The organism is Niabella sp. (assembly GCF_030150205.1).
Lineage (GTDB): Bacteria > Bacteroidota > Bacteroidia > Chitinophagales > Chitinophagaceae > Niabella.
This window is the reverse complement of sequence record NZ_JASLGT010000024.1, coordinates 137,546-164,465: the sequence shown is the minus strand read 5'-3', so window position 1 is coordinate 164,465 and position 26,920 is coordinate 137,546. Positions and strand designations below refer to the sequence as shown.

Below are 26,920 nucleotides of genomic sequence, written 5' to 3'. Positions count from 1 at the left end.
TATAAAAATTAAATAGAATAAAAAATACCTGCAGCAGCAGGAATACCTCCGCGGTACCCGCTCCTGAATCTCAAAAATATTGAATATATTTACCATAGAGAACATTTTGGATGTATAACATGTTATGCGGGTACAATTCCTGCAGTACGTGTTGCCTTGCCTTATAAACCAACAACAAGGGTCTGGCAACGGGATACGCCCGCATTTTTCAGGTAACAATTTTTGCAATCGGCTGATCTGCGCATATGGGACAATTAAAATCAAGGCCAGTACTTTTTTTAACGGGGTTATTATTTGCCGGATTTACAGCACATGCCCAGGTGGGAAAAGCCCCGCCGGCAGATAGTTCCATACAGGCCGTTCCGGACAGTGGTGGCCTTCGTTTTTCGGCGCTGTTGCCCGCCCTTACGCAGATCCCCGGCGCTCCTGAGCCTTTTTATACCCATTTATGGGATTTTGGCGATGGCCATTTTAGTACCGAAGCGGCACCGGAGCACCGCTATACAACGGCAAAGGATTATGATGTATACCTGTATGCCGTAAATAACTATGACGATGGTAAAAAACCGGAACGGAAGAAATTAAAGGTTTCCGGAAAAGCCAATAACGATAATGTAGCCTCTGTTTCAACCGCTGAAAAGGATTTTTTTAAGGCTAATGGTGTTTTTGAACTGAAGTATAACTGTATGGCCAAACCCAATGATACCATGGTATTGCTGGCCGGCTGGAAGAATACCGGTACAGAAGATGACCAGGGAAAGCTGTACCTGTTTTTGAACGAAAAGATCTTCGGACAAACCTGTTTTGAAAATGCCGGTGACAATAAGGGCTTTCGTTTTTTTAACAGCGGTGACAGCCTGGTTAGCGGGCCGGCTGCACTAATGGCCGGACTGGAACCGGGAAAGCAACTGAAAATTACCGAAAGCGGCAGCCCGCCTTCATCTGTGGTTAAAATACAGAATTACGCCGAAGCCACTGCTACGTTTTTAAATACTATGATGCTGTATAAGAACAGCTTTATGATCGACCTGGGAAATACCGCCCCCGGGGCAGCGCATTTTGCCCTTGCCGAGTTAAAGGTAACCCCCGAGATGATCAAGGACACCAATGCTACTGTAACCGTTACCGGTGTGTACGTTCCTAAAAAGGGAAACCCGGTATTGCACCGGCTGAATATACCCGTGGTAAATTCGCACGATCCGAATAAAATGAATTTAAAGGGTGGGCGGCTAAGCTACCGTTTTTTAAGCAGGCATAAAGAACTAACGTATAAGATCCGTTTTCAGAATACGGGTAAGGGACCTGCGCGTAAGATTGCGCTGGATGTTACAACACCCGGGGCCCTCGATCCGCAAACCGTACAGATCAAAGATCTGTCACCATTTTGTGCTCCCTGCCAGGCAGGCGCGGAGAAGCGGGGCTGCTGGGAGCTGGAAAAGAAAGAAAGCGGTCTGTTGTTTACGCTTCATGGGGTTTACCTGCCCGGAACCAATCAGAAAGGTGTTGATGATAAAGACAGCACCAAGGGGTTTATGGAATTTTCCATCGTAACAAAGAAAAAACTGGATCCTGTGCCCTTTAAGGCTCGTACGGCTATTTATTTTGATAGGAATGAGCCCATACTCACCAACAGCGCTACGGGCCGGTTTAAAAAGAGCCTCTCGCCGATCGTAATGGCGGGTTTTGAAAAAGCTTCGGGAAAAGGAATGGTAAGCGATGGAATCGTAACAGGTGTGGGCATCGCGCCATTGGCGCCCTATCGCCCTTTTTTCCAGTTTGAGCTGTATTATAAACATGGACTTAAAACCAGCGGGGGAAATTATACCGTTAACCGGGATGGTTTCATATCCATCGACGGAAGAAAAGAAGTACCCTATAATAAAATAGACTCTTCTGTAGCGCATACGGTTTCCCAGATAAAGCTCATTCCTCTTCAACTGCGCCATAATTTTGGAAATTATTTTTCAGCGGGTGCGGGTATCAGCGTTACGGCTGACCTGGGCGGTCAAACAGAATCGGACCTAACCTACTACGGCGTATCCGCCAATGGAGTGGCCGGACAAATCTATCAGCAGCCGCTTTCCGAAAAAGTAAAGGCTTTTTCCGGTGTACGCATACAACCCTTTATTGATATACAGTTGGGGAAAGTAAAGCTGGGACCACAGCTGGGTATCCGGTATTATTATAACGAAAAAAAGAATGGGTATACCTTCTTTTACGCAGGATGGCGGTTCTAAGTAAACAAAAGTCCGGGGGGCATATGGTGCTCCGCAATCCTGCCGTGCCGGGAGTTGCGGCGGCGAATAACCAGGGCATCGTCACCTGGTGTAAAAGAAAGGGCCTTGGATGCCTGCAGGTTCTGTTTCTGGCTGTGACAATGATACTCTTTTTTTCTGGGGTTCCTCCTGAAGATGCGCTGGAAAGCCGGTACCGGCAGCTGAAGCAGAAAGATTCGCTGGAAGCCTGGACCGATTTTCTTTTTGATCAGCTGGATGCAGATCCGGGGCTGGCTGTTAACCGGGAAGCATTCCTGAAAAAAGCATTGTGGAGGCCGCCCCGTACCCGGGCAGAGCAGCTGGCCTGTTTTCAGTTCTTTATCAATACCGGCTGGCATTTGCTGACGCAGCGGCAGGTTCCGGCCTCCATTGCCTGGTACGAGCAGGCCTATGCTTTTTATGAGCGCTATAAACAGGATCCGGAACTAAAGCAGGCGATGGATTTTGAGGAATATATTGCTAAACCATTAGGAAATAATTACACCCGGGTGGGTGATTTTTCTAAAGCGGTTTATATACAGCAGCGGGCTATTGATGCGGCGATGGCTGCGCACCGGAACGCCATCATCCCCGGGTTGTATTTAAACCTGGCCACCACCTATTTCCGTATGCATGATGCTGCGGCGCTCCGCAATACGATCGCCCTGGGCCTTCGGAGCGCCAGGCCGGGAAGTGCTGATGCCCTGCCACTGTATAATTTAAAGGCGGAAGCATATCTTGAGGCGGGCAACACCGATAGTGCCGGTATCTGGAATCAGCAGGCATTGCAGTTGGGCCGGCAACTTACAGGTGTGCCCGCCGCGTTACAAACCACGTTTTTAGCCCGGGCGCGTATACTGAACCTCTCCGGGAAACACCGGGAATCGCTGTATTATCTTGAAAAGATCCGGAAGCAGGTAGCCGCAGACAATATCGAATTAAAGGTGGAAACGGCCATTGAAACCGGTAATGCCTACCTGCTGATGCAACAGCCGGATAGCGCTCTTGCCTGGCATCAACGGGCATTGCAGTACTTCAGGAGAAATGAGAATGGGCTGTTCCCCGATTTTAAAGTAACCACTGCACTTTTTGGAGTAGCTACGGCACTGTTGTATAAAAATCCACCGGCGGCGGCGCCATGGTTCGAAAAGGCGGTGTTGAACGATTATTATACCGAGCAGTTATTACCGGCATCCCTCAACAGCAGTACGGCGGCCTATGCTAATAAAAAATATTCGGAAACGGCGATTGCGTTGTACCACCAGCTATTTGATCAGCACCAGGATCCGGAATACCTGTTAAAAGCGCTTTGGCTAACGGAATTGTCCAAGGGCCGCATGCTGATCAATGAGCAGCGGAGAACGGCCGGCTGGAAGCAGGATGCGTTGCTTTCCAGCAATAAAAAATGGGTCGATCAGTTACGGTCGCTTTATGTGCTTTTGGCCGAAACCCCGGAAGGAACCTACAAACAACAAATCCGGCAAAATATCCGGCAACTGGAATTTGAGCTGAACCTGAAAGAACGGGAAAGCGTGGCGCTGCTCAAATTACCCTCTTATGAGGTGTTTCGCAAATGGGTACAAACGGCCGGCCGGAATAAAACCCTGCTTAGTTATTACCTGGGCGATAGTTATTCTTATATCATCCAGGTGCAAAACGGCCTATTCCGGCACAAGCTGGATACAGCCACTGTAGCGCATACAAAGGAGATCGGTGATTTTATGCGCAGGTATTTTTATGCGGGCCCAACCGCCTTTAATAAGGATCCCCGGGCGTATTATATATCCGCTGCCCAACTGCTGAAAACCTGGAACCCCTGGCTGACCGGGTCTGCATCCGCCGTGTTGATTTCGCCCGACCGGGAATTGCATAACCTTCCGTTTGAGGCGCTTTGTACCATACCGGGCAGGCCGGCATACTGGGGGGCTACCACTTCCATCGGGTATAGCTTTACCTTTTTGCAGAACGCCTTTGCCGGTGCGGTTAACAATAACCCGCGGCTGGTAACTGTTTTTAGTTTTGAAAAACCGCACCTCGGATTTCCGGGACTTCCGCAATCCGTAAAAGAGCGATCCTTCCTGGAAAAGCATTTTATAACGCAACCGTATGCCGCTGCCGGTACCTCCGACTCCGCTTTTATGGCGGCACTCAATACCGGTAATATCATTCACCTGGCTTCGCATGCAGTGGCCGACCCTGCCGGGAAGCAGCCCTACCTGGTGCTGAAAAATAAACTATACCTGGGCGAGCTTCAATACATCACCACGCGGTCGCCCCTGGTGGTGCTGGCCGCCTGTGAAACCGGAGCGGGCATCCTGCAACAGGGCGAAGGCATGCAGAGCCTGGGCCGCATCCTGCTAAGCAAGGGCGTGGACGGTGTATTATCCTCCCGGTGGGAGATTGATGATGCGGCATCCGGCGAATTGATCCGGGAGTTTTACCAGGCACTGGCGGCAGACCCTGATCCCGTATCGGCATTAAAAAAGGCGCGGGCCGCCTATCTTGAAAACCACCGGACCGCCGCGGAGCAAAACCCCTTGTTCTGGGCTGCCTATTTTTACCAGGGCAATGATACCCCATTGCTGATCCGGAAAAAGCGATCTTCTACGGTAATGCTTTCCCTGTTGTTTATTGCCGGTACGGTGCTCATCACCACGATGGTTTTCCGGTATAAAAAACTGCTTTAACAGATACCCGTATGCAGCTACTTTATTAGTGGCCTTTTCTTATATCGACCATTTCCTCTTACATTTTGGAAAGTGCACTAACCGGGCACGTCAGGGTTTGTACCTGCACCGCAGCCGTCAGATTGATAGCCCGCGAATTATTTTTTCTATACCCGGGTAACAATTCATTCCTGCTGTTGATATACCGTTAGAAGCCTTTTTTTAAAATTTAAAAACAATGTTTATGAAAAAGAATAGTTTACTCCAGGCCCTGATGGTACTATCATTAGCAACGATGTTTTATGCCTGTAAAAAAGATAATACCCCTATTGATCCGCAAAGTGCGCATCAGAAAGATGTAGAGAAGATGATCCGTTTTTTTAAGGATCATGAGCCCGCTGTTGAAAAATTTACCGTGGATGCGGCCGCCGGCAGCACTGTTACCCTGCAAAATGGCACCAAGATCACTTTTGGACCCAATGCATTTGTAAAGCCGGGCGGCATCGTGGCCACTGGTAATGTAACCGTGTCGGCCCGGGTTTTTATTAAAGCCAGTGAAATGATCCTGGCAGACAAGCCCCCGGTAACGGATGCGGGCCAGATACTTGAAACTTTTGGTGAAGCTTTTGTTACTGCAGAACAGAACGGGCAGCAGCTGGCGTTGAATCCCCAGCAAAAACCTGCGAATGTTCAGGTGCCCATTGCCGGTGCTAATGCCAATGGTGCCAATCGCGAGATCCCGATGTGGGATGGAGATACAACGATAAATGTAAACATGGAATACAGCGGCTACAACCATGAGAATGTTTTTACCACCATTACCCGGACCTATACCATTAAAAAAGGAATGGAATGGACGCAGATCCCTGGTTCCTTTGGTGCGGGCAATGCCGCCACTACCTACTTTCCGCTGGATAAGCTGGGCGATTGGAGAAACTGCGATGCGCTTTACAATATGGCGGCTCCCAAGACCACGGTGCTTGGATACTTTGGCGATAAATTCAATATCAAAACCGGTAATAACTACTCCGGGCAGGATCCAACCGAATTGTTCTTTAAAGTTTCAGGCGTAAATACCCTGGTGAAATTGTATAACCCCATATTTAACCCCATTGCCGGAAAAGAAGGATTGCTGAGCTATCAGAGCAGCATACCCATCGGGGCCACCGGAACGTTCCTGGCTATGAGCACGGTGAACGGTAAGTTCTATGCAGAAATGCGGGATGTGACGATTGCCCAGGATGCCGGAAAGAACTTTATGGGCATCACTTTTAACCTGCAGGAAGTTTCAGAAGCGCAGCTGCTGCAGCTGATCCAGCAGATGAATACAAAATAAAAAGTGGTTTGATATAAAATTGAACGACTAAAAGTTAAAAGCTATGCGAGACTTCAAGTCTCGCATAGCTTTTAACACAAAAAAAAAAGGTCTTTCTGTAGAAACAGACCGACCTCTAACGATTGCTTGCCATATGAAAAAGTTAATGAATAACTTCTGATACAAAGATAGTCATAATTCATGCCATTTTAATACAATGTCATTTTTACAGAAACCGATCTTAACCAAAATGTTTAATGAACACTGTAATTTAATTCGGAAACCGTTGATGCTTAACAATCAGCATTAAAAATAAATTAATAAACCGGGCAAAAATTTTCAATTTTTGAAAAAAACAGTTGTTAGTTAATTTATTGTTAAGAGAATCCCTTATTTTAGTGCCTAGTAACCATTGAAACAAAACTATTATGACCTCTAACGATTGTCTTTGCCAAAAATGAACAAAAGCGGATTTTATAAATTCGCTTTTTTATTGTGCCTGCTGCATATGTGCTGAAAACAAAAAAGGTCCTTCCGTAGAAACGGACTGACCTCTAACGATTGCTTGCCATATGAAAAAACTTAAAAAACTCTTTTGGTGTGCTGCCTGCAGCTTTTGTCTCACTTTTCTTATCCCCTCATTTGTTACACAAAGTTAAGCCGCATTTATACACTTCAACACACAATGTATAACAGGTTCTATCATATTCAATATATGCCCTGTGGGCTGAAACGCCTGTAAACACTGGCTTTCAGCGAAAAATATACCGGATACCCAAGGCATAAAAAGAGAACGAAAAAATCGTTGAAAATTGTATAAATAAAAGCCCAAACAATGGAAAAAATCAAAAAGTTTAAAAAAATGTTGACAAAAAGAAGTTTCAATTCAGAAAATACTGTTATTTTAGTTGCCTGTAGTCAATTAACTTTTTATTAACCGATACGAAGTGTTGAATGCAGGGTAAATAAAGTTGTTTTATTTACTTCGAAGATGACCTCTAAGTTTGATTGCCTCTGACGGTTGCTTTCTTTTTTTCTCCGATGAATACACCGAATAGCCCGCATTATAGATTGTAAAAAATTGGCCCCCTCAGCTTGCCGTGGCCGTACGATACTGGAAACAAAAAAGGTCCTTCCGTAGAAACGGACTGACCTCTAACGATTGCTTGCCATATGAAAAAACTTAAAAACTCTTTGTTGTGCTGCCTACAGCTTTTGTCTCACTTTTTCTATTCCCTCAATTGTTACACAAAGATAGCTTGTTTTTACAGGCCACTCCAAACCAATTATTGGCGATATATAGTATGTCTAAGCTGTTATAAAAACTTTAAAATGCCCGTCGTTACTGCATTACAGCTTAATTTCGCGGAGATGTCCAAGGGTATTTTGGGCGTTTTTAGTGTTTTTGGAGGGATAGCATTTAACTTTGTAACTTATGCCGAATAAGCCGGGAGATATTCTGTTTCAGTTGATTAAATCGTTAGAAAAGTCGGAAAAGCGACATTTTAAGCTTTATATTACCCGAAGTTCTGGTAATGAGGATCTTAAGGTGATCAAATTGTTTGATGCGTTGGATAAGCTGCAGCAGTATGATGAAAAGCTGTTGCTGAAAAAATTGAAGGATGTAACCAAGCCACAGCTATCTAACCTGAAGTCGCATTTATATAAGGAAATCCTGGCCGGTCTGCGATTGTTGAAAAGCAGTGAAAGTCTTGATCTTCAATTGAATGAACTGTTCGACTCGGCGCATATCCTGTATAAGAAGGGCTTGTTTTATCAAAGCCTGCGGGTGATTGACAAAGCCAAGGAAGTGGCCAAACTGAACCAGAAGTTCTTTTTTCTTCCCCAGCTCCTGTCGCTCGAAAAGCGCATTGAGGCGCTAAACGTTACAGACAGCTTTGTAAGCCGGATGGACGAACTGGCAGAGGAATCCAACGAGGTAAATACCAAGCTGAACATGATCACCCGGTTATCCAACCTGTCGCTGCAGGTGTACGGATTTTATATCGCGAACGGGCATGCCCGGAATGAGGCTGAGGAAGACAAGGTGAAAAAGTTTTTCAAGCAAAACCTGCCTTCCGGTTCTGCCCAGCAGGAAGGGTTTTATGAACGGCTTTATTATTACCAGAGTTATACCTGGTTTGCGTTTATACGGCAGGATTTTCTTTTATACTACCGTTATGTACAAAAATGGGTAGATCTTTTTTATGAAAAGCCCAATATGCAGCGTACCGAAACCGGGCATTTTATTAAAGGCTATCATAACCTGCTGAACGCCCATTTTGACCTGCGGAACTACGAGCAGTTCAGCGTTGACCTGCGGCAATTTGAGGCGTTTAGCCATACCAAACGGGTGCAAAGCAACGAAAACTTCCGGGTACAGTCGTTTGTGTACATTGCCAGCGCCAAGATCAATTACTTTACCATTACCGGGCAAACCACGGCGGGATTAAAAGAAGTACCATTTATTGAAGAAAAGCTGTCGGAATACACCCTGTTTCTCGACCGGCACCGGGTGATGGTGATCACCTATAAGATCGCAATGCTGTATTTCCTTTCGGGCGATTACAGCACCTGTATCGATTATCTTCAGAAGATCATCAACGATTCTTCCGGTTTAAGAACGGATCTGCAATGTTATGCGCGGCTGGTGCATTTGCTGGCGCATTATGAATTGGGTAATCTTGAGCTGATGGATTCACTGACCCGTTCGGTATTCCGCTACATGTCGAAGATGAAGAACCTCACCGTAATTGAACAGGAAATATTCCGGTTCTTCCGGGGATCCTTCCGGTTTACCAGCAGGGAGCTGATACCGGAGTTTGAGCGTTTCCTGGAAAAGGTAAAACACCTGGAGAAGAACCGGTTCGAGACCCGTTCCTTTGCCTACCTGGATATTATATCCTGGCTGGAAAGCAAAGTAGAGCGCAAGCCTATGCGGGTGATCATTGAACAAAAATTCCTCCAAAGCAAGCGCAGCCGGAACGTGGTTCCGGTGCTTGCCGATCAATAAAGCCGAATCAGATAAGGGAGATGACCCTCCGTTCGCGACTGCTTTGCAGGGCCGCGTCGATCACTTTCATGGTAAGGATGGCATCTGAAGCCGGTACCGGGTTGGGCTGGCCATTCCGGATGGCATTATAAACATCTTCATAATAATCCATATAATTACCCATTTCGGAACGGGTTTGTTTGCGTACATCTTCTCCGTTGATGGTGGTATGCAATACGCCGTCGAATCCTTCCGGTGTCGGGATCCAGCTTTCGATGGAGGGTGCTACGCCTTCCAGCAGTTTTGTTTCCTGGAGATCGGACCGCTGTTGCAGGAAGGTTCCGTTCTCCCCCTGTAAAATAAAAGGGTATGGCGATTCTTTTGCAAAAACGGTTCCCTTAATCCGCACCCGGAATGGCCGGGGATAATACAATAACACTTCAAAGTAATCGTTTGCCACCATATCCTTACGCATGGTAAATACATCGGCAAAAACGGCCTCGGGAAATCCGAACAGCTGAATAGCCTGGTCGATCAGGTGTGCGCCCAGGTCGTGCAGGTTGCCGGCGCCGGGTTTGTCGCCCTCCTTATGATCCTTACCACTGTGCCCCGTGCGGTAGCGGTCATAGCGCAGTTCCACTTCCTTCAGTTCACCCAGCAGATTTTCTGTAACCACATCCCGGATAGCGCGGAAATCACCGTCGTACCTGCGGTTCTGGTAAACGCAGAGGAACCGGTCTTTTTCTTTGGCCAGCCGGTCTACCTCCTCCGCTTCTGCCGCATTGATCATAAACGGTTTTTCCACCACAATATGTTTTCCTGCTTCCAGCGCCTTAACGGCATATTCAAAATGGGTTTGAACAGGCGTGTTTACAATCACCAGCTCAATTTCCGGATCGGCAATCAATTCGTCAAATGAACGGTATAGTTTAGCATCGGGATAGCGTTCCCGGGAATCTTCCTTATGCCGTTCTACAATGGCCCTCAGCTCATAATGCGGATTGGCATTAATAAACGGCGCATGAAACAGTTTCCCACTCATGCCAAATGATGCGATTCCTGTGATAATTGGTTGACTCATTGTTTCTTGATTTTATTGCCATACTCGTTTTTTTATAGTGTCGATTGCGGCTGCTGCAAGACGTTCCGAAAAACCATCGGCATCTTTAAACCGGGAATCGATCATGCCCTTCCCTTTTTTATTAATAACCCTGTTTTTTGTTCCGGGTTCACTACTTAGACCAGCGTTTCGTGAAAGTCGTCCGCATATTCATAATAGCCGGCATTATTTCTTTGCCCGCTATATTATAAAATTACCGCTGCTGTGCCCGGAACCAACGGTCGGGGATTTCATCCTGTGAGGCCAGCAGGTAATCTTTATAGCTACAGGGCACCAGCTGGTTGCCGGGTAGCTGCATCCACCAGCGGCCGGTTTTTTTACTTTGATAAAAGGTCGTTTCTATTTCTGAAAAGATCATCTGGTATTCATTAAAGGACTCCTTATCGGTAAGTGCTGCTTCTTTTTTACGGCGGTAGATGCCATCCAACGCATACCACAACATATGACTGATCTGTTTGGCCGTTAATTCATCCCGGTCTTTCTTTACATCGTACCCGTAAATGCCGATGGTATTTACTGCAGTGCTCATTCCCGCATACTGCATCAGGATGCAGGCTTCCTCGCCGTTAAACCCATTGGGGGTAAGTTGATTGGCCGGGGCGTAAGCCTGGGCAATGGCATTAATATCGAAGGAGAACAGCTGGCTGCTCCGGATGGCCGGTTCAATCTGTTCCATATCTTCTTTTACATGCCCCACCCTGTAAAAATCGAATTTTAATTTATCCAGGGTCTGAAGCATTCCCGGGTGTACCAGGTAGCTTTGAAAGCCGATATGGTTGTAATGCCTGACATAATTGGGCTCGCCGGTGAGCATTTCCATTAAAAAATGATCATTGGCAAAGGGCGACTCCATATCCAGGTCGATTACTGCATCGACGATAGACGCTTCAATAAGGGTTTGTTGAGTGGCATAAGCACCGTATTGCGCCGAGGTAAGATCGTGCGACCCTCCCAGGATGATAACGGTTTTTCCTTCTTCGATCAGTGCGGCAATCACCGTTCTCAGGGCGGCTAATGTATCTGTGTAGGAAGCCCCCTGCCGGATATCGCCAATGTCTGCGATCCGGATGCCCTCGTGCCAGAAGAAAAGGGAATAAAAATGCCTGCGGATCGCATCCGGCGCAGCACTGGGAGCACCCAGGATACCATTGCCGCGTTGCTCACCACAACCCAACAGTACTACATCTGCCTGCTCAAGGTCCGGGAAAAATTCTTCATGAAGATCGATGCTGCTACCCATTTGACTGGACTTATAACTTTCATCACCGGCAATCTCCCGGAGATTAACCGGTAACAAGAAGGCTTCAATATTCATGTGGTCTGACATGCGTGCAAGATAGCATAAACAGGGAAAGATTCGAAGTACCGCTTATAAAGTTTTTGGACGATTTGAGGAAGATGCACGCCGGAGTTGGCCGCATATAAAAAAGGAACGCTTATTTTTGGGGGCAAAATCAATCACTATGAGGAAACTTTTATGGATCGCCCTGCTTTTAAACGCCGGGCTCTGTTTGCACGCACAGGATCAGACGGTAAAAAAACTGCAATCGGATTCAGACCGGAAAATTACAAAGGATCCCAATGATACCACGAAGATGGCCTGGAAAACAGGGGGTGTGTTTAATTTGAATATTGCGCAGGGATCATTGAGCAACTGGTCTGCAGGGGGCGATAAATTTTCGCTGGCACTGAACTCATTGCTGAGCTCCTATGCCTTTTATCAAAAGGGACGGAATCACTGGGACAATACGCTTGACCTGAACCTGGGTTATATGAATACCACATCGCTTGGTACACGGAAGAATGATGACCGGATAGACCTGGTGTCTAAATATGCCTATGATCTTGGCAAAAAATGGGATGCCGGTGTTTTATTCAATTTCCGCTCGCAGATGCTGAAGGGATTTGATTATACCGATTCTTCAAGAACGCTTACCTCCCAATTTCTGTCGCCCGCCTATGTGTTGTTAAGCCCGGGTGTCACCTATAAACCCGCAAAAAGCTTCTCTATATTTGTTTCACCGGTAACCGCGCGCTGGACGGTTGTTATGAACGATTCGCTTTCTGCCCGGGGTGCATACGGGGTGGATACGGGTAAACATGTGCGCACAGAATTTGGCGCATTTGCCACCGTGAACTTTTTCAAAGAGTTTACCAAATCAATTTCTTTTAAGAGCCGTGCAGATTTTTATTCCAACTACCTGCACAACCCGCAAAATATTGACGTATACTGGACGAACCTGTTAAGTATGAAGGTGGGCAAGCTCTTTGCGATCAACTATGCGTTTGATCTTATTTATGATGATGATGTACGTCTTTTTGGTCCGGACGGACAATCGGCGCGGCCACAGATACGATCGATGTTGGGGATCGGACTTTCTTATCGCTTTAGCAACAGATAATGGCACAAAAAAAACTGGTACGTTTTGCAGAATTGAACACATTTAATAATGTGTTGCAGTTTCCCCAGGATATGAAGGGGAAATGGAAGGATTATTTTAAAAATGAACAGCCCATTACCCTGGAACTGGCCTGTGGAAAAGGCGAATATGCCCTTGGGTTGGGGCGCCTGCATCCTAACCGGAATTTTATCGGGGTAGATATCAAAGGTAACCGGCTATGGGCCGGGGCAAAAAAGGCGATCCGGGAAAACCTGGAAAATGTGGCTTTTTTGCGGGTGCAGATCGAACAACTGCATCAATATTTTGCTCCGGGAGAGGTCAGCGAGATCTGGATCACGTTTCCGGACCCGCAGCTGCGGTTTTCAAAAGCCAAAAAGCGGCTCACACATCCGCGGTTTTTACGGATCTACCAGCAGGTGTTGACGCCGCAGGGCATCATTCATCTGAAAACGGATAGTCCGAACCTGCACCGGTTTACCAAAGAGGTGTTGGAAATGTATCAGTGCCCTGCTTTAAAAGATACGGATGATCTTTATAAAGAAGCAGATCTTCCGGAGGAATTAAAAATAAAAACGTATTACGAAAGCCTGGATATTGCCGAAAGCAACCGGATCCATTACCTGTCATTTCAATTGCCACCTGTGCTCGCCGGTGAAGAAAAGGACCTGGAATTAAAGGAGGCGATCCGGTATGAGCTTGATTGAGGGGGAAGACTACTATCTGAATGAAGAAGGTAAGATGGTACTTACTGAAAAGTATCATTTGCAGCGGGGGTATTGCTGCAGCAATGGCTGCCGGCATTGCCCTTATAATTATGAAAATGTTCCTGAACCTAAAAAAACGCAGTTATTAAATGAGCGTAAAAAAAGGCAGCAGCAATCCGGCAACACTTAAAACCGTGCGTCCATCCGGTAAAACCGATGACAGTATTTTTGACCTGATCTATGCGGTGGCCCGGCAGGTTCCCAGGGGGCGCGTAACCTCTTATGGTGCTATTGCAAAAGCCATCGGCTCTGGTAAATCGGCAAGATTAGTAGGCTGGGCCATGAGCGCTGCAGGAAAGGTGAAGCCCAAAGTGCCGGCGCACCGGGTAGTTAACAGCACGGGCCTGCTTTCAGGGAAACATGCTTTTAAAACGCCTACCCAGATGCAGGAATTGCTGGAGAAAGAAGGGGTAAAAATAAAAAATGATAAGGTCATGGATTTTAAGACCCGGTTCTGGGATCCGGCATCGGAGCTGATTTAAGCGGCTGGTATGCAAATGATTCAATACTAAATATTGAACCACATAGAAACATAGGGTTTATTCGCTCTCCAGGGAACGTTAATTAAGCTTCAATACCTTATGTTTCAACAGTAATTGGGAAATGCGCAGGCCCATACGGTTTATTTTGTCGAACATGCAGTATTTTTTAATGATCCTGTTCAACGATAACGATTTCGAGGTCTGTTTATCCTACCCGGTGTAAAATACATAAATTCGCTGCTACCTAAAACGTACAGAAGAACGGCTGTTATTGCTTCAATGACGGCTGCTTATTTTAACGGATTGTTTGACAAATTAATTTTCAGGAATGGCTACAACAAGAAGAACGTTTATACAGCAAACCACATTGGCTACAACCGGCGTGGCGCTGAGTGGATTATTTACAAAAGTAAATGCCTCCAGTTACAACCGTATTATCGGGGCAAACGGTAAGGTAAACCTTGCCCATATCGGTATCGGTAACCGGGGAGCGGAGATTATCGGTGATTTTGCAAAAACGGAGTTGGCAAATGTGGTAGCGCTATGCGATGTAGACATGGGTGCCAAACATACGCAGGCTACGATTGCTAAATTCCCCAATGCCACCCGGTTCCAGGATTTCAGGAAGATGTATGATAAAATGGCAAAGGACATAGACGCCGTAACCATTGCAGTTCCTGATTTTGCGCATTTTCCCATTACCATGCATTCCATGGCGTTGGGCAAACATGTATATGTGGAAAAGCCAATGGCGCGTACCTTTAACGAGGTGGAGCTGATGATCAAAGCTGCCAGAAAATATCCGAATGTGGTAACACAAATGGGTAACCAGGGACATTCGGAAGCCAACTATTTTCAGTTTAAAACCTGGGTTGAGGCGGGTATTATTAAAGATGTAACAGCCATAACCGCTCATATGAACAGCCCCCGGCGCTGGCATGGATGGGATCCCAATATAAAAAAGTTTCCTGCTGCCGAACCCGTTCCGGAAACCCTGGATTGGGATACCTGGCTGTCGGCACAGATGTTTCACGATTTTAACAAGGATTTCCATTATGGTCAGTGGCGCTGCTGGTACGACTTTGGTATGGGTGCACTGGGCGATTGGGGCGCACATATACTGGATACCGCACACCAGTTCTTAGATCTTGGTTTGCCGGAAGAAGTGAACCCGCTGAAGCTGGAAGGACATAACGATTATTTTTACCCGATGTCCAGTACCATTGAATTTAAATTTCCCAAGCGGAAAAAAATGCCGCCGGTGGTGATCACCTGGTACGATGGCCTCAATAACCAACCCAGGCTTCCGGCAGGATTTGGCACATCGGAGCTGGATTCCAGCATTCCTACTGTAAATGGTCAAAAGGCCCAGGCAGTGAAGCTAAACCCGGGTAAAGAAATCTATAGCAAAACCCTTACGTTCAAAGGAGGCTCGCATGCCAGTACCCTCAGCATCATCCCTTCTGAAAAGGCGAAGGAAATGGAATCCAAACTTCCGGAAGTGCCCAAGAGCCCGTCCAACCACTTTGCTAATTTTTTACTGTCCTGCCAGGGAAAAGAAAAAACCCGTTCACCATTTGAAATTGCCGGTCCGTTAAGCCAGGTATTTTGCCTGGGCGTAATGGCCCAGCGTTTGAATCAGCCGATCAAATTTGACCGGGCTACAAAAAGGATCACCAACAATGCATTTGCAGATGCCTTTTTAACGGGCGCTCCGCCGCGCAAAGGATGGGAAGATTATTATAAGATATAGCAAACCGGGAGACTACAAGTCCCCTGAAGCATTAAGATAAATATTCCAACAGATGGGGTCGTCTAAAAATGGCGACCCCATCTTTGTTGTGGGCGCTTGATAAAAATTTGTACTTTTAAAGGTGCAAATATTCCGGCTATGAAAGGGAAACAGCTATGGATGCTGGTGTTTTCTGTCTGCAGTCTTTCGGCTGCTGCACAGGTAAATAATACAACGGATACTTTAAAAAAAGACAAGGCTCCGATGCTTTTAAAAGCAGATGCCCGTTTTTTCAGCATAAAACCTGTGGCGCTTAACACCGCTTACTACAACCACCTGGGGTTTATGTGCCGGCAGGAACTCAAACTCGAAAAGGCTACTAAAACAAGTTTCCGGTTCCGGCTGGGCAGCGTGGAATATACAGATAAGATGGAGGGGAAAGTAAAGGCCGTTATACGGTAAGCCGGAGCTATTGCAGTTGAGGAGATACATAGAGCCGCAGATGCACAGATTTTATAGTGTTTAAGTTGGAACGTCTTTAAAATGGTGTGTTTTTATAGGCAAAGCTCATAAAAAGCGTATGTTGTATGCGTTAGAAATCAGCGAATCTGTGGCAATTAAGATGTGTTGATGCCGTTCGTATGTTACGGTTGAGGCCAGCTATGGCGTCATCACCTGCCCAATGGCTGTTTTTAGTGTGTTTATAACAGTCGTTGCTTCCCCATCCGTAAAGTTTCCAAATCCCAGGCGCATGGCGCTTAGTTCCCGGGTTTGATATAATAAGAACCGGGGCAGCTGTAATCCCTGTTCCGCACAAACTTTTCCGATCCTCAGTAAATTCAGCCCCTGTTTCCACTGTGTCCATACTGCAAGCCCGCCGGGCGGTGTGGTAAAGGAAACGCTGTCTTCCAGCAGGGCGCTCAGCATATGGCAAAAATGATTGCGCCGCTCATGATAGATCTTTTGCACTTTCTTTAAATGACGGTGAATTTCACCTTCGGCGATCAGTTCGCCCAAAACCTGTTCCATGATCGTATCACCCTGCCGGTCGATCACGGCCTGTACTTTTTGCATTTCGTCGATGAGGCCATCTGGTGCCACTAAAAAACCGGTCCGGAACCCGGGGGCCAGGGTTTTACCAAAAGAACCCAGGTATACGACCATGCCTTCCGTATCGGCACTGGCCAGTGGAAGGATGGGGCTGCTTTGGTAATGAAAGTCGTATTCGTAATCGTCTTCCAGGATGATAAAACCATAGAGGGCCGATAGCTTTAACAGGGCTACCCGTCGCTGGGCGCTCAATGTTGCCGTGGTAGGATAATGATGATGCGGGGTTAAATACAGCATACGCACCGGTTGCTTTTTGCAGATGCGCTCCACCGCCTCCACGCTGATCCCGTCCTGGTCCAGGGGAATGGTCTTTAGCCTTGCTCCTGATTGCTGAAAGGTCATATTGGCGGTATAATACCCAGGGTTGCCTACCAATATGGTATCGCCGGCACTGATAAGTGTGCGGGCCGCTACATACATCCCCATTTCCACACTCCGGGTCACCAGGATGTTCCGGGGGGTAATATGCAATCCTCTTGAGCTGTTCAGGAAATTCGAAAGCTGGGTTTTAAAAAAAGTATTACCGGGGATGGTGCTATAGCCAAGATGCTTCCGGTTCACCTTCCGCCTTAAAGCGGCGGTATAATAACGTGCCAGCTGGTCTGTGGGAGATAAACGGTAATCCGGTTGCCCGTCTGTAGCCGTAAGCGGCAAGCCCTGTATTTCTTCCGGTACATCAAGAATGTTGCTTCTTTTAAAAGAGAAACCTGTTTTTGCTGGATATGCCGTCAGTTTTTGTACATCCAGTTTTGTTTTGGCTGTGTTATGATGCGCTGTGGTCTTTATAAAACAACCCCTGTTAGGCATGCTGGTGATCCATCCCTGGGCGTCCAGCTCTTCGTAGGCCGCTATTACGGTTTTGCGGTGCACCTCCAGTAACTGGCTCATGGCACGGGTTCCGGGCAGCTGCTGCCCTCCGGAAAGAAAGCCCCGCTGGATGGCATTAATGAGCTGATGTACGATCTGCAGATAAACCGCCGTGGTACTTTGCCGGTCGATGGGCACAAGGGTTTTATATGGTAATTGAACCGGACTACTCACTATATATAAACCGGACTATCTGAGTAATCCGGCAAGGTAATAGTTTTGGCCGGAAATCAGAAAGAAATGCCGGTCTGTAAAACACAAAGGCATCGGATAAATAAATTAGCGTTTGAGAAAATGATAAAAGAAATGAAGCTGCAAAACCCGACGGGACCAGTAAAAAGAGCATTTGTATTGTTTTTAACAGCATGTATGACCGTTATCTCACTGGGGACAGTAAAAATGGCGGAGGCACAGGATACACTGCTGGACCCGGTTACGGTAACCTCGTCCATGGTGGAAAAAAGAAGCTCAGAAACCGGGCGGAATATTACGATTATCAATGGGGCTACCATCGCGCAGCTGCCGGTGCATTCGGTAGACGAGCTGTTGAAGTATATTCCCGGGGTGGAAGCGCAAATGCGGGGGCCGCAGGGCGCACAAACGGATATCTCCATACGGGGTGGTACGTTTCAGCAGGTACTGGTTATTTTGGACGGACTGCGGCTGAATGACCCCAATACCGGGCATTTTACGGGTTATATTCCGATCAGCCCTGCCGAGATCGACCGGATCGAAGTACTGAAAGGCGCGTCATCTGCCGTTTACGGTTCCGATGCGGTAGGCGGGGTGATCAATATCATTACCAAGGCATTTAATAAAAATCAGCAGGCCCGGCAAAAACAGGCGGCTGCCATGATCAGTACCGGTGAATATGGTTTGCTGAATGCCAGCGCCGGCGGGTTTTATCAGAACGAAAAAATAAATGTAGGTGCGGGCTTTTTAACCAATAATGCCAACGGCGTACAGCAACGCGGCATCCGGGGCTATTTTCACAATACGGCTGCCTCTGCCGGGCTGATGGTAAAATTCAATCCTTACTGGAACCTCGCGCTGCGGACGGCGTATGACAACCGGGATTTTGCTGCGCAGAATTTTTATACTACTTATGCGTCGGATACGGCTTCGGAAATGATCCGCTCCTGGTGGAACCAGGCGCGGTTGCAATACCAGAAAGGAAGCACACAGGTAAGCATAGATGCGGGGTATAAAAGCATGGAGGACCGGTATGCGTTCAATCCATCATCTATTGCCAATAACAACCAATCGCATTTGTTTCAGGCACAGGCGGTGTTACAACAGCAGTTTTCCGAACAAACCAGCTTAGTGACCGGAATGAATTTCCAGAACAGGGATATCCGCTCCAACGACCGCGGAAACCACCATTTAAACACTGCGGCGCCCTTTGTTTCGATCATCCAGAAATTTGGAGCGCATTTTATGATCAACCCATCTTTACGAATGGAAGTTTATGGAGCCCTGCCGGCAGAATGGGTACCGCAGCTAACGGTATCGTATAAAACAGGCAATATCCAGTTACGCGCGAGCGGCGGCAAAACCATACGGAACGCTGATTTTACAGAACTGTATAATAATTATAATAAGGCGGTAGTAAAAAGCGGGAGCGTGGGCAACCCGGCCCTGGTGGCGGAACGGTCCTGGACTTATGAAGCGGGGGCAGACTGGTTTTGTAAGTCGAACCTGAAGCTTTCCACCGGTTTTTTTCAGCGGTTTCATAGCCAGCTGATCGATTGGGTGAATACTCCTTATGCGGATATGCCCCGGAAAGATAACCTGGTTGCCGGAAGTAATTACGCCTTGGCTAAGAATGTGGCTGAGGTAACCACCACCGGGTGGGAAACTGATGCCGCTTATACAAAGCATTTGAACGACCGGCAGTCGGTACTGGTTAATGGTGGTTTTATCTGGCTGTACAGCAGAAGTAGTGAACCGAATCCATCTTTTTATATTTTATCCCATGCCCGGTTTCTTGCCAATGCAGCCGTTACCTATCGGCAGGGACCGGTGTCACTTGGGCTGACGGGAATTTATAAAACCCGCAACCCGCAAACCGCGCCGGGGATCAATGCTGTTATTACAAAGGATTATTTCCTGATGAACGGAAAATTGTCCTACGGGTTCTTAAAGAACAAATTGGGAGTTTTTGTACAGGTAGATAATATACTTGACCGGCAATACAGCGATCTGCTGGGAGCGCCTATGCCCGGTCGTTGGGTGCAGGGCGGGCTTAGTGTAAGCTTATGAGGTTTTTAAATCCTGATAGCTCTTGCAGGCGTTGCGGATCGTTTCTTCCAACGGATGGTACTCAAAGCCCGGCAACGCTTTTGCGAGTTTTGAGCCGTCGAAAAGAGTTGCGCTGTTAGCCACTTTTGCACTTTCCTTTGTAATAAGGGGTTTGGCTCCTGTAAAGAGTGATTTCAGTTTTTCCAGCCGCCATGCCAGGCCCGAGATAAACGGAGAAGCTTCCCGGCCCGGCCGTTTTTTACCAAAGGCATCTGCCATGGTATTTAACAGTTGCCGGAAACGCCAGTTATCATTGCACACTACAAACCGTTCTTCTGTAATGGTGTTTTGTGCAAGTAAAATGGCCGCCCGGGCTACATCTTCCACATCTGTAAAGCCATTGATGCCATTGGTATACCAGCCAAATTCTTTGTACACATTTTTAAAGATGGCGCAGCTGCCTTCATCCCAGTTGCCATAACCCAGGATCGTTGCCGGGTTTAGTACCACTCCTTCAAGTCCTTCAGCAAATCCCCGCCATGCTTCCAGTTCTGCTCTGAATTTGCTGATGGCATAGTGCGTATTGTTTTTACTATCTTCCCATTTTGCGGTTTCATCTACCGTGCTGCTTTCTTTTTTGCGGCCCAGGGCTGCTACGGAACTGATATGGATCAGCCGCCGGACACCGGTTTGCAGGGCCATATTCACCACATTAGCCGTTCCTTCTACATTTACCTGGTACATATGCCGGCGTTCTTTTTTGGAAAAAGAAACAATAGCGGCACTGTGAATAACGGTATCTACGCCTTCCATCGCTTCTTCCAGGGAAATTACATCCAGGATATCGCCTTCTACCCATTCTACCTTATGGAGTAGTTCAGAGTCGATAAAGGAGGGCAGTTGCGACGCAGACCGTTTTATGGCTCTTACAGGAACATCCTGTAAGACCAGTGCTTTCAGGATATAAGCGCCTAAAAAGCCGGTGCCGCCGGTAACCAGTATTTTCGATTTATGACCGATGATTGGTGATTTATGATTGGCGAAAATAGAATATTCTTTGCTCATCTCAGGGATCGATATCGATAATATCCCCCGGTTTGCAATCCAGGGCCTTGCAAATGGCTTCCAGGGTATCGAAACGTACGCCTTTTGCCTTTCCTGTTTTCAGAATGGAAAGGTTTACGATGGTAACGCCTACTTTTTCCGACAATTCGGTCAGCGACATTTTGCGTTTTGCCAGCATTACATCCAGGTTAATAATAATAGGCATGATTAAATGATCGAATCGTTTTCCATTTTTACTACGCTGGTGTATTGCAGTATGTCTGCAATCAGGAAAATGCAAAGGATGAGGAACCAGGATAACGGGGTATTAAAAAGCGCAGTGAGCAGGGCGTTTTGATAAAGATTATGATCCGCCAGATGATGCATGATCGAATCCTGTTTTGATAAAACAGATTCCTGCCAGGTGGATATCGCTGCATCTATCAGCAGCACCAGCACATTGAGCCAACCGATCCACTTGATCTTTTTATAATAGCCCATATTCCATTTTACCCGGCTCATTACATTCCGGATAATACGGAACAGCAGGTATCCCATAACCAGTAATACCCCGGATTTAACGAATTCAAGGATGTTCAAGGGCAACACCCGGTTGCGGTAATCTTCAATGGATGCGATCGTGGAGGAAAGGGAGTTGGTGATCAGCATTACCAGGTTTACTATAAAAGCGACGCAAAGAAAGCCCAGCGCCATCAGGCTGCTGCCGGTAATTTTAAATTTTGGAGGCATATCAATTTGAATTAATATTCAAAGGTATCCGATTTTTTAAAATAAAACAAAAAATATTTATCGTTTTATTTTAAAAAATTAATGCCTGGTATATATTAGTACCCGGGGTTTTGAACCATTCGGGGGTTTAACTGAAGCTCGCTCATTGGGATGGGTAGTAAAACATGACGGGTCTGAAATCCGGAAGACGCTAACAGGGTACCCGCGAGACCGGTTCGTACAAGCGTTGCAAAATGATAGCCTTCCCTGGATGACTCTGCTTTTACCACAAGGTTGAGTTGATCAAATTTATTATTGTTGTCTAATGTAACGGGCGCCCTGCTACTGCGGGTCTGGAGCTGGTTCAGCGTATTTTGAGCTGCATTTAAATTCCCTGTGCGGATATTGGCTTCCGCATTTATCAGTAATACCTCGGCATACCGGATTGTTGGAAAAATGGCGCGGTTGTAAAAGTAAGTTTTGAATTCACCGGTCAGCGGGTCCATGCCGGTCCAGATGAGTTCTTTGCTGCCGGCATCCTGAAAAACAGCTCCGGCATTTGTTTCCAGATCATATTTACCACTACTGATAACAGCATTTGAATATTCAAGCGCTTTGGTAAAGGTATTTTTCAGCAAAGCTGTTTTGGCGAGCAATGCAATTGCCGCCGATTTTGTTACAAAATTCTTGCTATCGCTGATTTCCGGCAAATGGGCAACCGCAAATTCAAGGTCCTGCTGTATAAAATCGAGCACGGCTGCTTTGACGGTCCGCGGAAAATAAGGTTCGGTGTTTGTATTCTCCTCACTAAGCAGGGGCACATCTCCAAAGTATGTAACCAGGTTTAAATAGGCATAAGCGCGCAATAGCCTGGCCTGAGCCCGGTAAGGGTCCGTGTCTGCACTGTTTATATCATTGCAGATGCTGATCATGGTGTTCGCATACCGGATGGTTTTCCAGGGAAGCCCCCAGATATTAGCAATAGGCTGGGTACCGGCATTAAATGAAAAGTTGTTGAATACCATCCATTGCCCGGTGCCGGCAGCATCCTGGCTCATATAACCATCAGCCATCACACGGAGCCGGTCAAAATCAGCGGCGGAAATATAAATGTTGTTTACAAGGGGTTGCAGCATTGTTTTCCAATCAGGCGTTTCTCTTCCCACCAAAATAATGGATGATACGGTTCCCTCATCCGCCGTTTGAACCGAACGCCAGGGAAGCGGCATATAATCCTGTTGATTGAGTACACCATCTCCGTTTATGTCGCGCCAGTAAAAACTGCCCGGCGTGGCATCCGGTTGTGTGAGGGGTGGCGGGCCGGGTTGGATCAGCGAGTCGGATGAACGTCCCATCAGCAGGCCGTTAGTACCGGCTGTTATATCGAATTCGGCAAAAAGGATGTCGGTATTATTCAGGTTTCCGGCTGATAAATAATATTTTCCAGGAATCACATCGTTAAACAGCGCAGTACCATCATTGCCGGTAAGCGTTTTATAGGCATATCTGGGGATTGTGCCGGTAATTGTGGCTGCAAAATCTTCGCGGGTATGGAATAAATAAACGGGGTAGCCGGAAATGGATGCACCACGCGGCATGCCCGTGGACCATTTGGTGGCATCATAAACCGTTACCGCAACCGTTCCCCTGGGATGTGTATTACTGAGTGACCGCGGCACCCTGTATACAATGGCGTTTTCTATGGTATAAAGCGGTTTTTTTTCGATCAGCAGGCCATTTGCCCAGATACTGTCACCCGACTTTATAAACTGAATATATTTTCCGCTTTCTGCTTTAAGCTTCTGACCGTTTTGCATCTGTGAAAGATCGATTTTTCCGCGGATAATGTGATCCCGGATATTTTCAGCGGTTGGTGCGGGGGAGGATATAGTGTCTGAGTAGCCGTTTGCATTTTTGCCCGGAGTCATTGATCCGTTCTGGAAGCCGTTGTTAGGCACCGCCAACACTGTAATTCCTGTATTCAGCAGTTCGGTGGGAACCGTTGTTGTTTTCAACGTACCGGCAAATGTGGTCAGTGTGGCATCCGGCTCAAGGAGTTTTGAAAGATCAGACAAATTCCGGACATTTTTTATGGCTTCAGGAGCATCATTTTTGGTACAAGAGAAAAGCGCAACGATCATTCCTGATAAAAGCAGGCTGGCAAGGATCCTCATAGCAATTATATGTTTTAAATAGCGTCCGGTAAAATTAAGCATTTAATCCGAAGATCAGATCAGCCGTTTCTGCTTCATGCCCAGCCAGGTAGCCAGCTGTAAAATGGCAATGATGATGAGCACGGGAACAAGATTGCGGAAAATGTCGCTCAACCGGCCGCCTTCAAGAAACAAACCATAAAAGGCTTCCAGGCACCAGTAAAGCGGGGAGATCCGCATCACACCCTGAAAGGAAGCCGGCATGGCAAAGGATGGAACCAGCAGTCCCCCGATGGCGGCAAACAATACAATGCTGATGGCGCCAATGCCATTGCTCTGCTCCTGTGTACTGGCAAAAGTACCAATGCAGATGGCAAAGCTGGTGGCGCACCACCCGCAAAGGAAGGTTACCAGCAACAGACCGGCCTTATCGGCAGGAATGTTTAAAGCCGGTAATCCGATCACCGGAAACAGCCAGCGGCCAATGCTGAAGATTACAGCTGCCTGCAGCATCGTAATGAGGATATAGGTGATCTGCTTGGAAATAATGGAAACCGATAGCGAGGTAGGCATGGTTTTCAGCCGTAAAAAGCTGCCGCTTGTTTTTTCCCGTACCAGGCTGCTTCCCAGGGAGATCACGATAAAAAACATAGCAAAAAGCGTCCAGGCCGGTATATTGTGCTGGGTGGCATTGGGCACCGGCTGACTATTATCTTTGGATGCGGCGATCTGGTTTACAGGTGTTTCGTTGGAAAGGATCTGCTGCTCCAGCGATTGGGGAATACCGGGCTCATTGTTGATGCTGCTGTATAACGCACGTACGATGTATTTGCTTTGAACAATCTGCAGTACACTGTTAAGCGCGCCATCGATGCCCTGGCGGAAAGATTTTTGCAGCACCGGGTGATAATACAGGGTGAGCGGACTTGCTTTTACCCTGGAAGAATCCGTAGCCGTGCTGTCGGCAACGGCAATGGTTTTTAACGCTTCTCCGGATACCCGTTCTGCTTTCGAAAGTACGTCCTGTGTGTATTGCTGTGGAATAATGATGGCCAGCAGGGCCTCTTTATCCTCCATCCTGTTTTTGATATCGTCGGCGGTGGCCGTTGCCGGCAGCTTTTTCAGGGTGAACATACCGCCTTTTTCAAGAGAGGTAATCAGTTCCCTTGAAGCCTCGCCGGTATCCTTATTTAAAATAAGCAGCGGTACTTTCTTATCATTTACCAGCTCAAACGTGCTGTTTTGTACAGAGGCGATGATGATGGCAAGAATGATGGGCATGAGGAACATGAGTGCCAGCCCCACTTTATCCCGCAACAGGATGCGTCCGTCTTTTTTTATGCTTGCCCAAAGTTTGTACATGTTTCTGGTTTGAGGTTTATTGTTTCTGGTTCAAACCATCAACGATAAACAAAAAACAATAAATTACTCAACACTCCAGCTGATATTCCCATCTTTCTCGTCTTTTAAAAGAATGCCGATGCCTGCCAGCTGATTTCGGATCTTGTCGGAGGTTACAAAATCTTTCCGGCTGCGGGCTTCTTTGCGGATCTCGATCAGCAACTGCATTACGTCCTGGAGCTTTTCATTGTCGGCTGCGGAAACGGAGGTTAATCCTAAGATGGTTTCCAGGTAGGTATGAAATTGTTGCTGCAGCAGTTCAAACGTTCCTTTTGAAATACTGTTCAGCGGAATGGTTTTGTCTTTGAAGCTATTGATCACCGGAGCCAGCTCAAACATATTGGCCAGCACCTTTGCCGTATTAAAATCATCGTTCATGAATGCATCAAACTCCGTTACCAGCTTGTGAATGCGTACATCCAGTTCCGGATCGGCGGCTGTTTCCGGCAGTTCTTCGCTGCGGTCCTGCAGGCGCTTTAAATTTTCATAGGCTTCCCAAAGGCGTTTTAATCCTTTTTCGGAAGCCTGCAGGGCCTCGTTACTAAAGTCGAGGGTACTGCGGTAATGACTTTGCAGAATAAAAAACCGAACGACCATCGGATGGTAGGCCTGGGTAAGCAGGGGATGATCACCGCTGAACAACTCCGTCAACTTGATCACATTGTTGTAGCTCTTGCCCATCTTGCGGCCGTTGATGGTGATCATATTGTTGTGCATCCAGTATTTTACCGGCGCATGCCCGTTGCAGATGGTGCTTTGGGCAATTTCACTTTCATGGTGCGGAAACTGGAGGTCCATACCGCCACCATGAATATCAAAATGATCGCCTAAGTATTTGGTGGCCATGGCAGAGCACTCAATATGCCAGCCCGGAAATCCTTCACCCCAGGGACTGTTCCAGCGCATAATATGTTTGGGCGGTGCCGCTTTCCACAAAGCAAAATCTGCTGCATCGCGTTTCTCCTCCTGTCCTTCCAGCTCGCGGGTAGCTTCCAGCAGGTCATCTATTTTCCGGCCGCTGAGCTTTCCATAATCATGGCCCGCCGCATATTTTTTTACATCAAAGTACACCGACCCGTTGTTTTCGTATGCATAACCGTCTGCAATGATCTTTTTGATCATCTCGATCTGTTCTACAATATGGCCGGTGGCCGTAGGTTCGATGGAAGGCGGTATGGTGTTGAACAAATTCATGGCCCAGTGAAACAGGTTAGTATACTTTTGCACCAATTCCATTGGTTCCAGTTTTTCAAGCACCGCCTTACTGGAAATTTTGTCCTCTGCCTCGCGGCCTTCTTCCTCAAAATGTCCCGCATCGGTAATATTGCGCACATATCGTACCTTATAACCCAGGTATTGGAGGTAACGGAACACTACGTCAAATGTAATATAAGGACGGGCATGCCCCAGGTGGCTTTCGCCGCTTACCGTTGGGCCGCAAACATACATTCCTACATAGCCCGGCGTAATCGGTTCAAACTGCTCTTTCTGGCGCGAATAGGAATTATGTATCTTAAGTGTACTCATACCATCTTTTTGTAAGATTACAAATATAAAGGAGGTCGCTGGTATTTAGCCGGGGATGGATAAAAAGAAAAAGGAATATACTCCTGGATACGGATCTGTTAAACCGGCGCTAAATCGATT

20 protein-coding genes are annotated in these 26,920 nt (G+C 47.0%); 11 read left to right on the top strand and 9 right to left on the bottom strand.

The features are described 5' to 3' along the window. Window positions 1-245: 245 nt before the first annotated feature. The 4 genes from Q1V85_RS17410 to Q1V85_RS17395 all read left to right on the top strand — a co-directional run bounded on the left by Q1V85_RS17410 (window position 246) and on the right by Q1V85_RS17395 (window position 9,249). A complete protein-coding gene (locus Q1V85_RS17410) occupies window positions 246-2,237 on the top strand; it encodes a PKD domain-containing protein (protein ID WP_300601820.1) in 1,992 nt (663 codons plus the stop codon). After that, the gene (locus Q1V85_RS17405; RefSeq protein WP_300601818.1) at window positions 2,225-4,942 is read left to right on the top strand and encodes a CHAT domain-containing protein; all 2,718 of its coding nucleotides are present in this window, start codon (window positions 2,225-2,227) and stop codon (window positions 4,940-4,942) included. The genes Q1V85_RS17410 and Q1V85_RS17405 overlap by 13 nt, the downstream gene beginning before the upstream one ends. A gap of 223 nt (window positions 4,943-5,165) precedes the next feature. Next, window positions 5,166-6,257: a hypothetical protein gene (locus Q1V85_RS17400; protein WP_300601817.1), complete on the top strand. Its 1,092-nt coding sequence runs from the start codon at window positions 5,166-5,168 to the stop codon at window positions 6,255-6,257. A 1,414-nt stretch (window positions 6,258-7,671) separates the two neighbouring features. Then, the gene (locus tag Q1V85_RS17395; RefSeq protein WP_300601816.1) at window positions 7,672-9,249 is read left to right on the top strand and encodes a hypothetical protein; all 1,578 of its coding nucleotides are present in this window, start codon (window positions 7,672-7,674) and stop codon (window positions 9,247-9,249) included. A gap of 7 nt (window positions 9,250-9,256) precedes the next feature. On the opposite strand, the gene Q1V85_RS17390 is transcribed toward Q1V85_RS17395, so the two are convergent. Further along, window positions 9,257-10,309, bottom strand: a complete 1,053-nt coding sequence (locus Q1V85_RS17390) for a Gfo/Idh/MocA family oxidoreductase (protein ID WP_300601815.1) — start codon at window positions 10,307-10,309, stop codon at window positions 9,257-9,259. A gap of 232 nt (window positions 10,310-10,541) precedes the next feature. Continuing rightward, window positions 10,542-11,675, bottom strand: a complete 1,134-nt coding sequence (locus Q1V85_RS17385) for an arginase family protein (protein ID WP_300601814.1) — start codon at window positions 11,673-11,675, stop codon at window positions 10,542-10,544. A gap of 136 nt (window positions 11,676-11,811) precedes the next feature. Here Q1V85_RS17385 and Q1V85_RS17380 point away from each other — a divergent pair, with 136 nt between their 5' ends. From Q1V85_RS17380 to Q1V85_RS17355, 6 genes are all read left to right on the top strand, one after another. Next, window positions 11,812-12,750 carry a DUF3078 domain-containing protein gene (locus tag Q1V85_RS17380; RefSeq protein ID WP_300601813.1) on the top strand — a complete coding sequence of 313 codons (939 nt, stop codon included), beginning with the start codon at window positions 11,812-11,814 and terminating at the stop codon, window positions 12,748-12,750. Then, window positions 12,750-13,454, top strand: a complete 705-nt coding sequence (gene trmB, locus Q1V85_RS17375) for a tRNA (guanosine(46)-N7)-methyltransferase TrmB (protein WP_300601811.1) — start codon at window positions 12,750-12,752, stop codon at window positions 13,452-13,454. Before Q1V85_RS17380 ends, trmB begins: the two co-directional genes overlap by 1 nt. Beyond that, the gene (locus Q1V85_RS17370) at window positions 13,441-13,644 is read left to right on the top strand and encodes a DUF5522 domain-containing protein (protein ID WP_300601809.1); all 204 of its coding nucleotides are present in this window, start codon (window positions 13,441-13,443) and stop codon (window positions 13,642-13,644) included. The genes trmB and Q1V85_RS17370 overlap by 14 nt, the downstream gene beginning before the upstream one ends. Continuing rightward, a complete protein-coding gene (locus tag Q1V85_RS17365; RefSeq protein WP_300601807.1) occupies window positions 13,604-13,996 on the top strand; it encodes an MGMT family protein in 393 nt (130 codons plus the stop codon). Before Q1V85_RS17370 ends, Q1V85_RS17365 begins: the two co-directional genes overlap by 41 nt. Before the next feature lie 328 nt (window positions 13,997-14,324). Further along, a complete protein-coding gene (locus Q1V85_RS17360; protein WP_300601806.1) occupies window positions 14,325-15,749 on the top strand; it encodes a Gfo/Idh/MocA family oxidoreductase in 1,425 nt (474 codons plus the stop codon). A 138-nt stretch (window positions 15,750-15,887) separates the two neighbouring features. Next, on the top strand, window positions 15,888-16,190 hold the full coding sequence (locus Q1V85_RS17355; protein WP_300601805.1) for a hypothetical protein: 303 nt from the start codon (window positions 15,888-15,890) through the stop codon (window positions 16,188-16,190). Between the two features lie 198 nt (window positions 16,191-16,388). Here the strand turns inward: Q1V85_RS17355 and Q1V85_RS17350 are convergent, their stop codons facing one another. After that, window positions 16,389-17,879, bottom strand: a complete 1,491-nt coding sequence (locus tag Q1V85_RS17350; RefSeq protein WP_300601804.1) for a PLP-dependent aminotransferase family protein — start codon at window positions 17,877-17,879, stop codon at window positions 16,389-16,391. 195 nt (window positions 17,880-18,074) lie between these two features. On the opposite strand from Q1V85_RS17350, the gene Q1V85_RS17345 reads away from it, so the two are divergent. After that, the gene (locus Q1V85_RS17345) at window positions 18,075-19,967 is read left to right on the top strand and encodes a TonB-dependent receptor (protein WP_300601803.1); all 1,893 of its coding nucleotides are present in this window, start codon (window positions 18,075-18,077) and stop codon (window positions 19,965-19,967) included. On the opposite strand, the gene Q1V85_RS17340 is transcribed toward Q1V85_RS17345, so the two are convergent. The 6 genes from Q1V85_RS17340 to cysS form a co-directional block, all read right to left on the bottom strand. Continuing rightward, the gene (locus Q1V85_RS17340) at window positions 19,962-21,011 is read right to left on the bottom strand and encodes an NAD-dependent epimerase/dehydratase family protein (protein ID WP_300601802.1); all 1,050 of its coding nucleotides are present in this window, start codon (window positions 21,009-21,011) and stop codon (window positions 19,962-19,964) included. The two genes, Q1V85_RS17345 and Q1V85_RS17340, sit on opposite strands and share 6 nt — an antisense overlap. A gap of 1 nt (window position 21,012) precedes the next feature. Further along, on the bottom strand, window positions 21,013-21,216 hold the full coding sequence (locus Q1V85_RS17335) for a helix-turn-helix transcriptional regulator (protein WP_300601801.1): 204 nt from the start codon (window positions 21,214-21,216) through the stop codon (window positions 21,013-21,015). A 2-nt stretch (window positions 21,217-21,218) separates the two neighbouring features. Then, entirely contained in the window at window positions 21,219-21,740 is a 522-nt protein-coding gene (locus Q1V85_RS17330; RefSeq protein WP_300601800.1) for a hypothetical protein, read from the bottom strand. 95 nt (window positions 21,741-21,835) lie between these two features. Next, complete coding sequence (locus Q1V85_RS17325) at window positions 21,836-23,893, bottom strand: RagB/SusD family nutrient uptake outer membrane protein (protein WP_300601799.1); 2,058 nt, start codon at window positions 23,891-23,893, stop codon at window positions 21,836-21,838. Window positions 23,894-23,947: 54 nt separating this feature from the next. After that, window positions 23,948-25,234 (bottom strand): ABC transporter permease, encoded by a 1,287-nt coding sequence (locus Q1V85_RS17320; RefSeq protein WP_300601798.1) that lies wholly within the window; start codon window positions 25,232-25,234, stop codon window positions 23,948-23,950. A 63-nt stretch (window positions 25,235-25,297) separates the two neighbouring features. Beyond that, window positions 25,298-26,800: a cysteine--tRNA ligase gene (gene cysS, locus Q1V85_RS17315; RefSeq protein WP_300601797.1), complete on the bottom strand. Its 1,503-nt coding sequence runs from the start codon at window positions 26,798-26,800 to the stop codon at window positions 25,298-25,300. Between the last annotated feature and the right edge of the window lie 120 nt (window positions 26,801-26,920).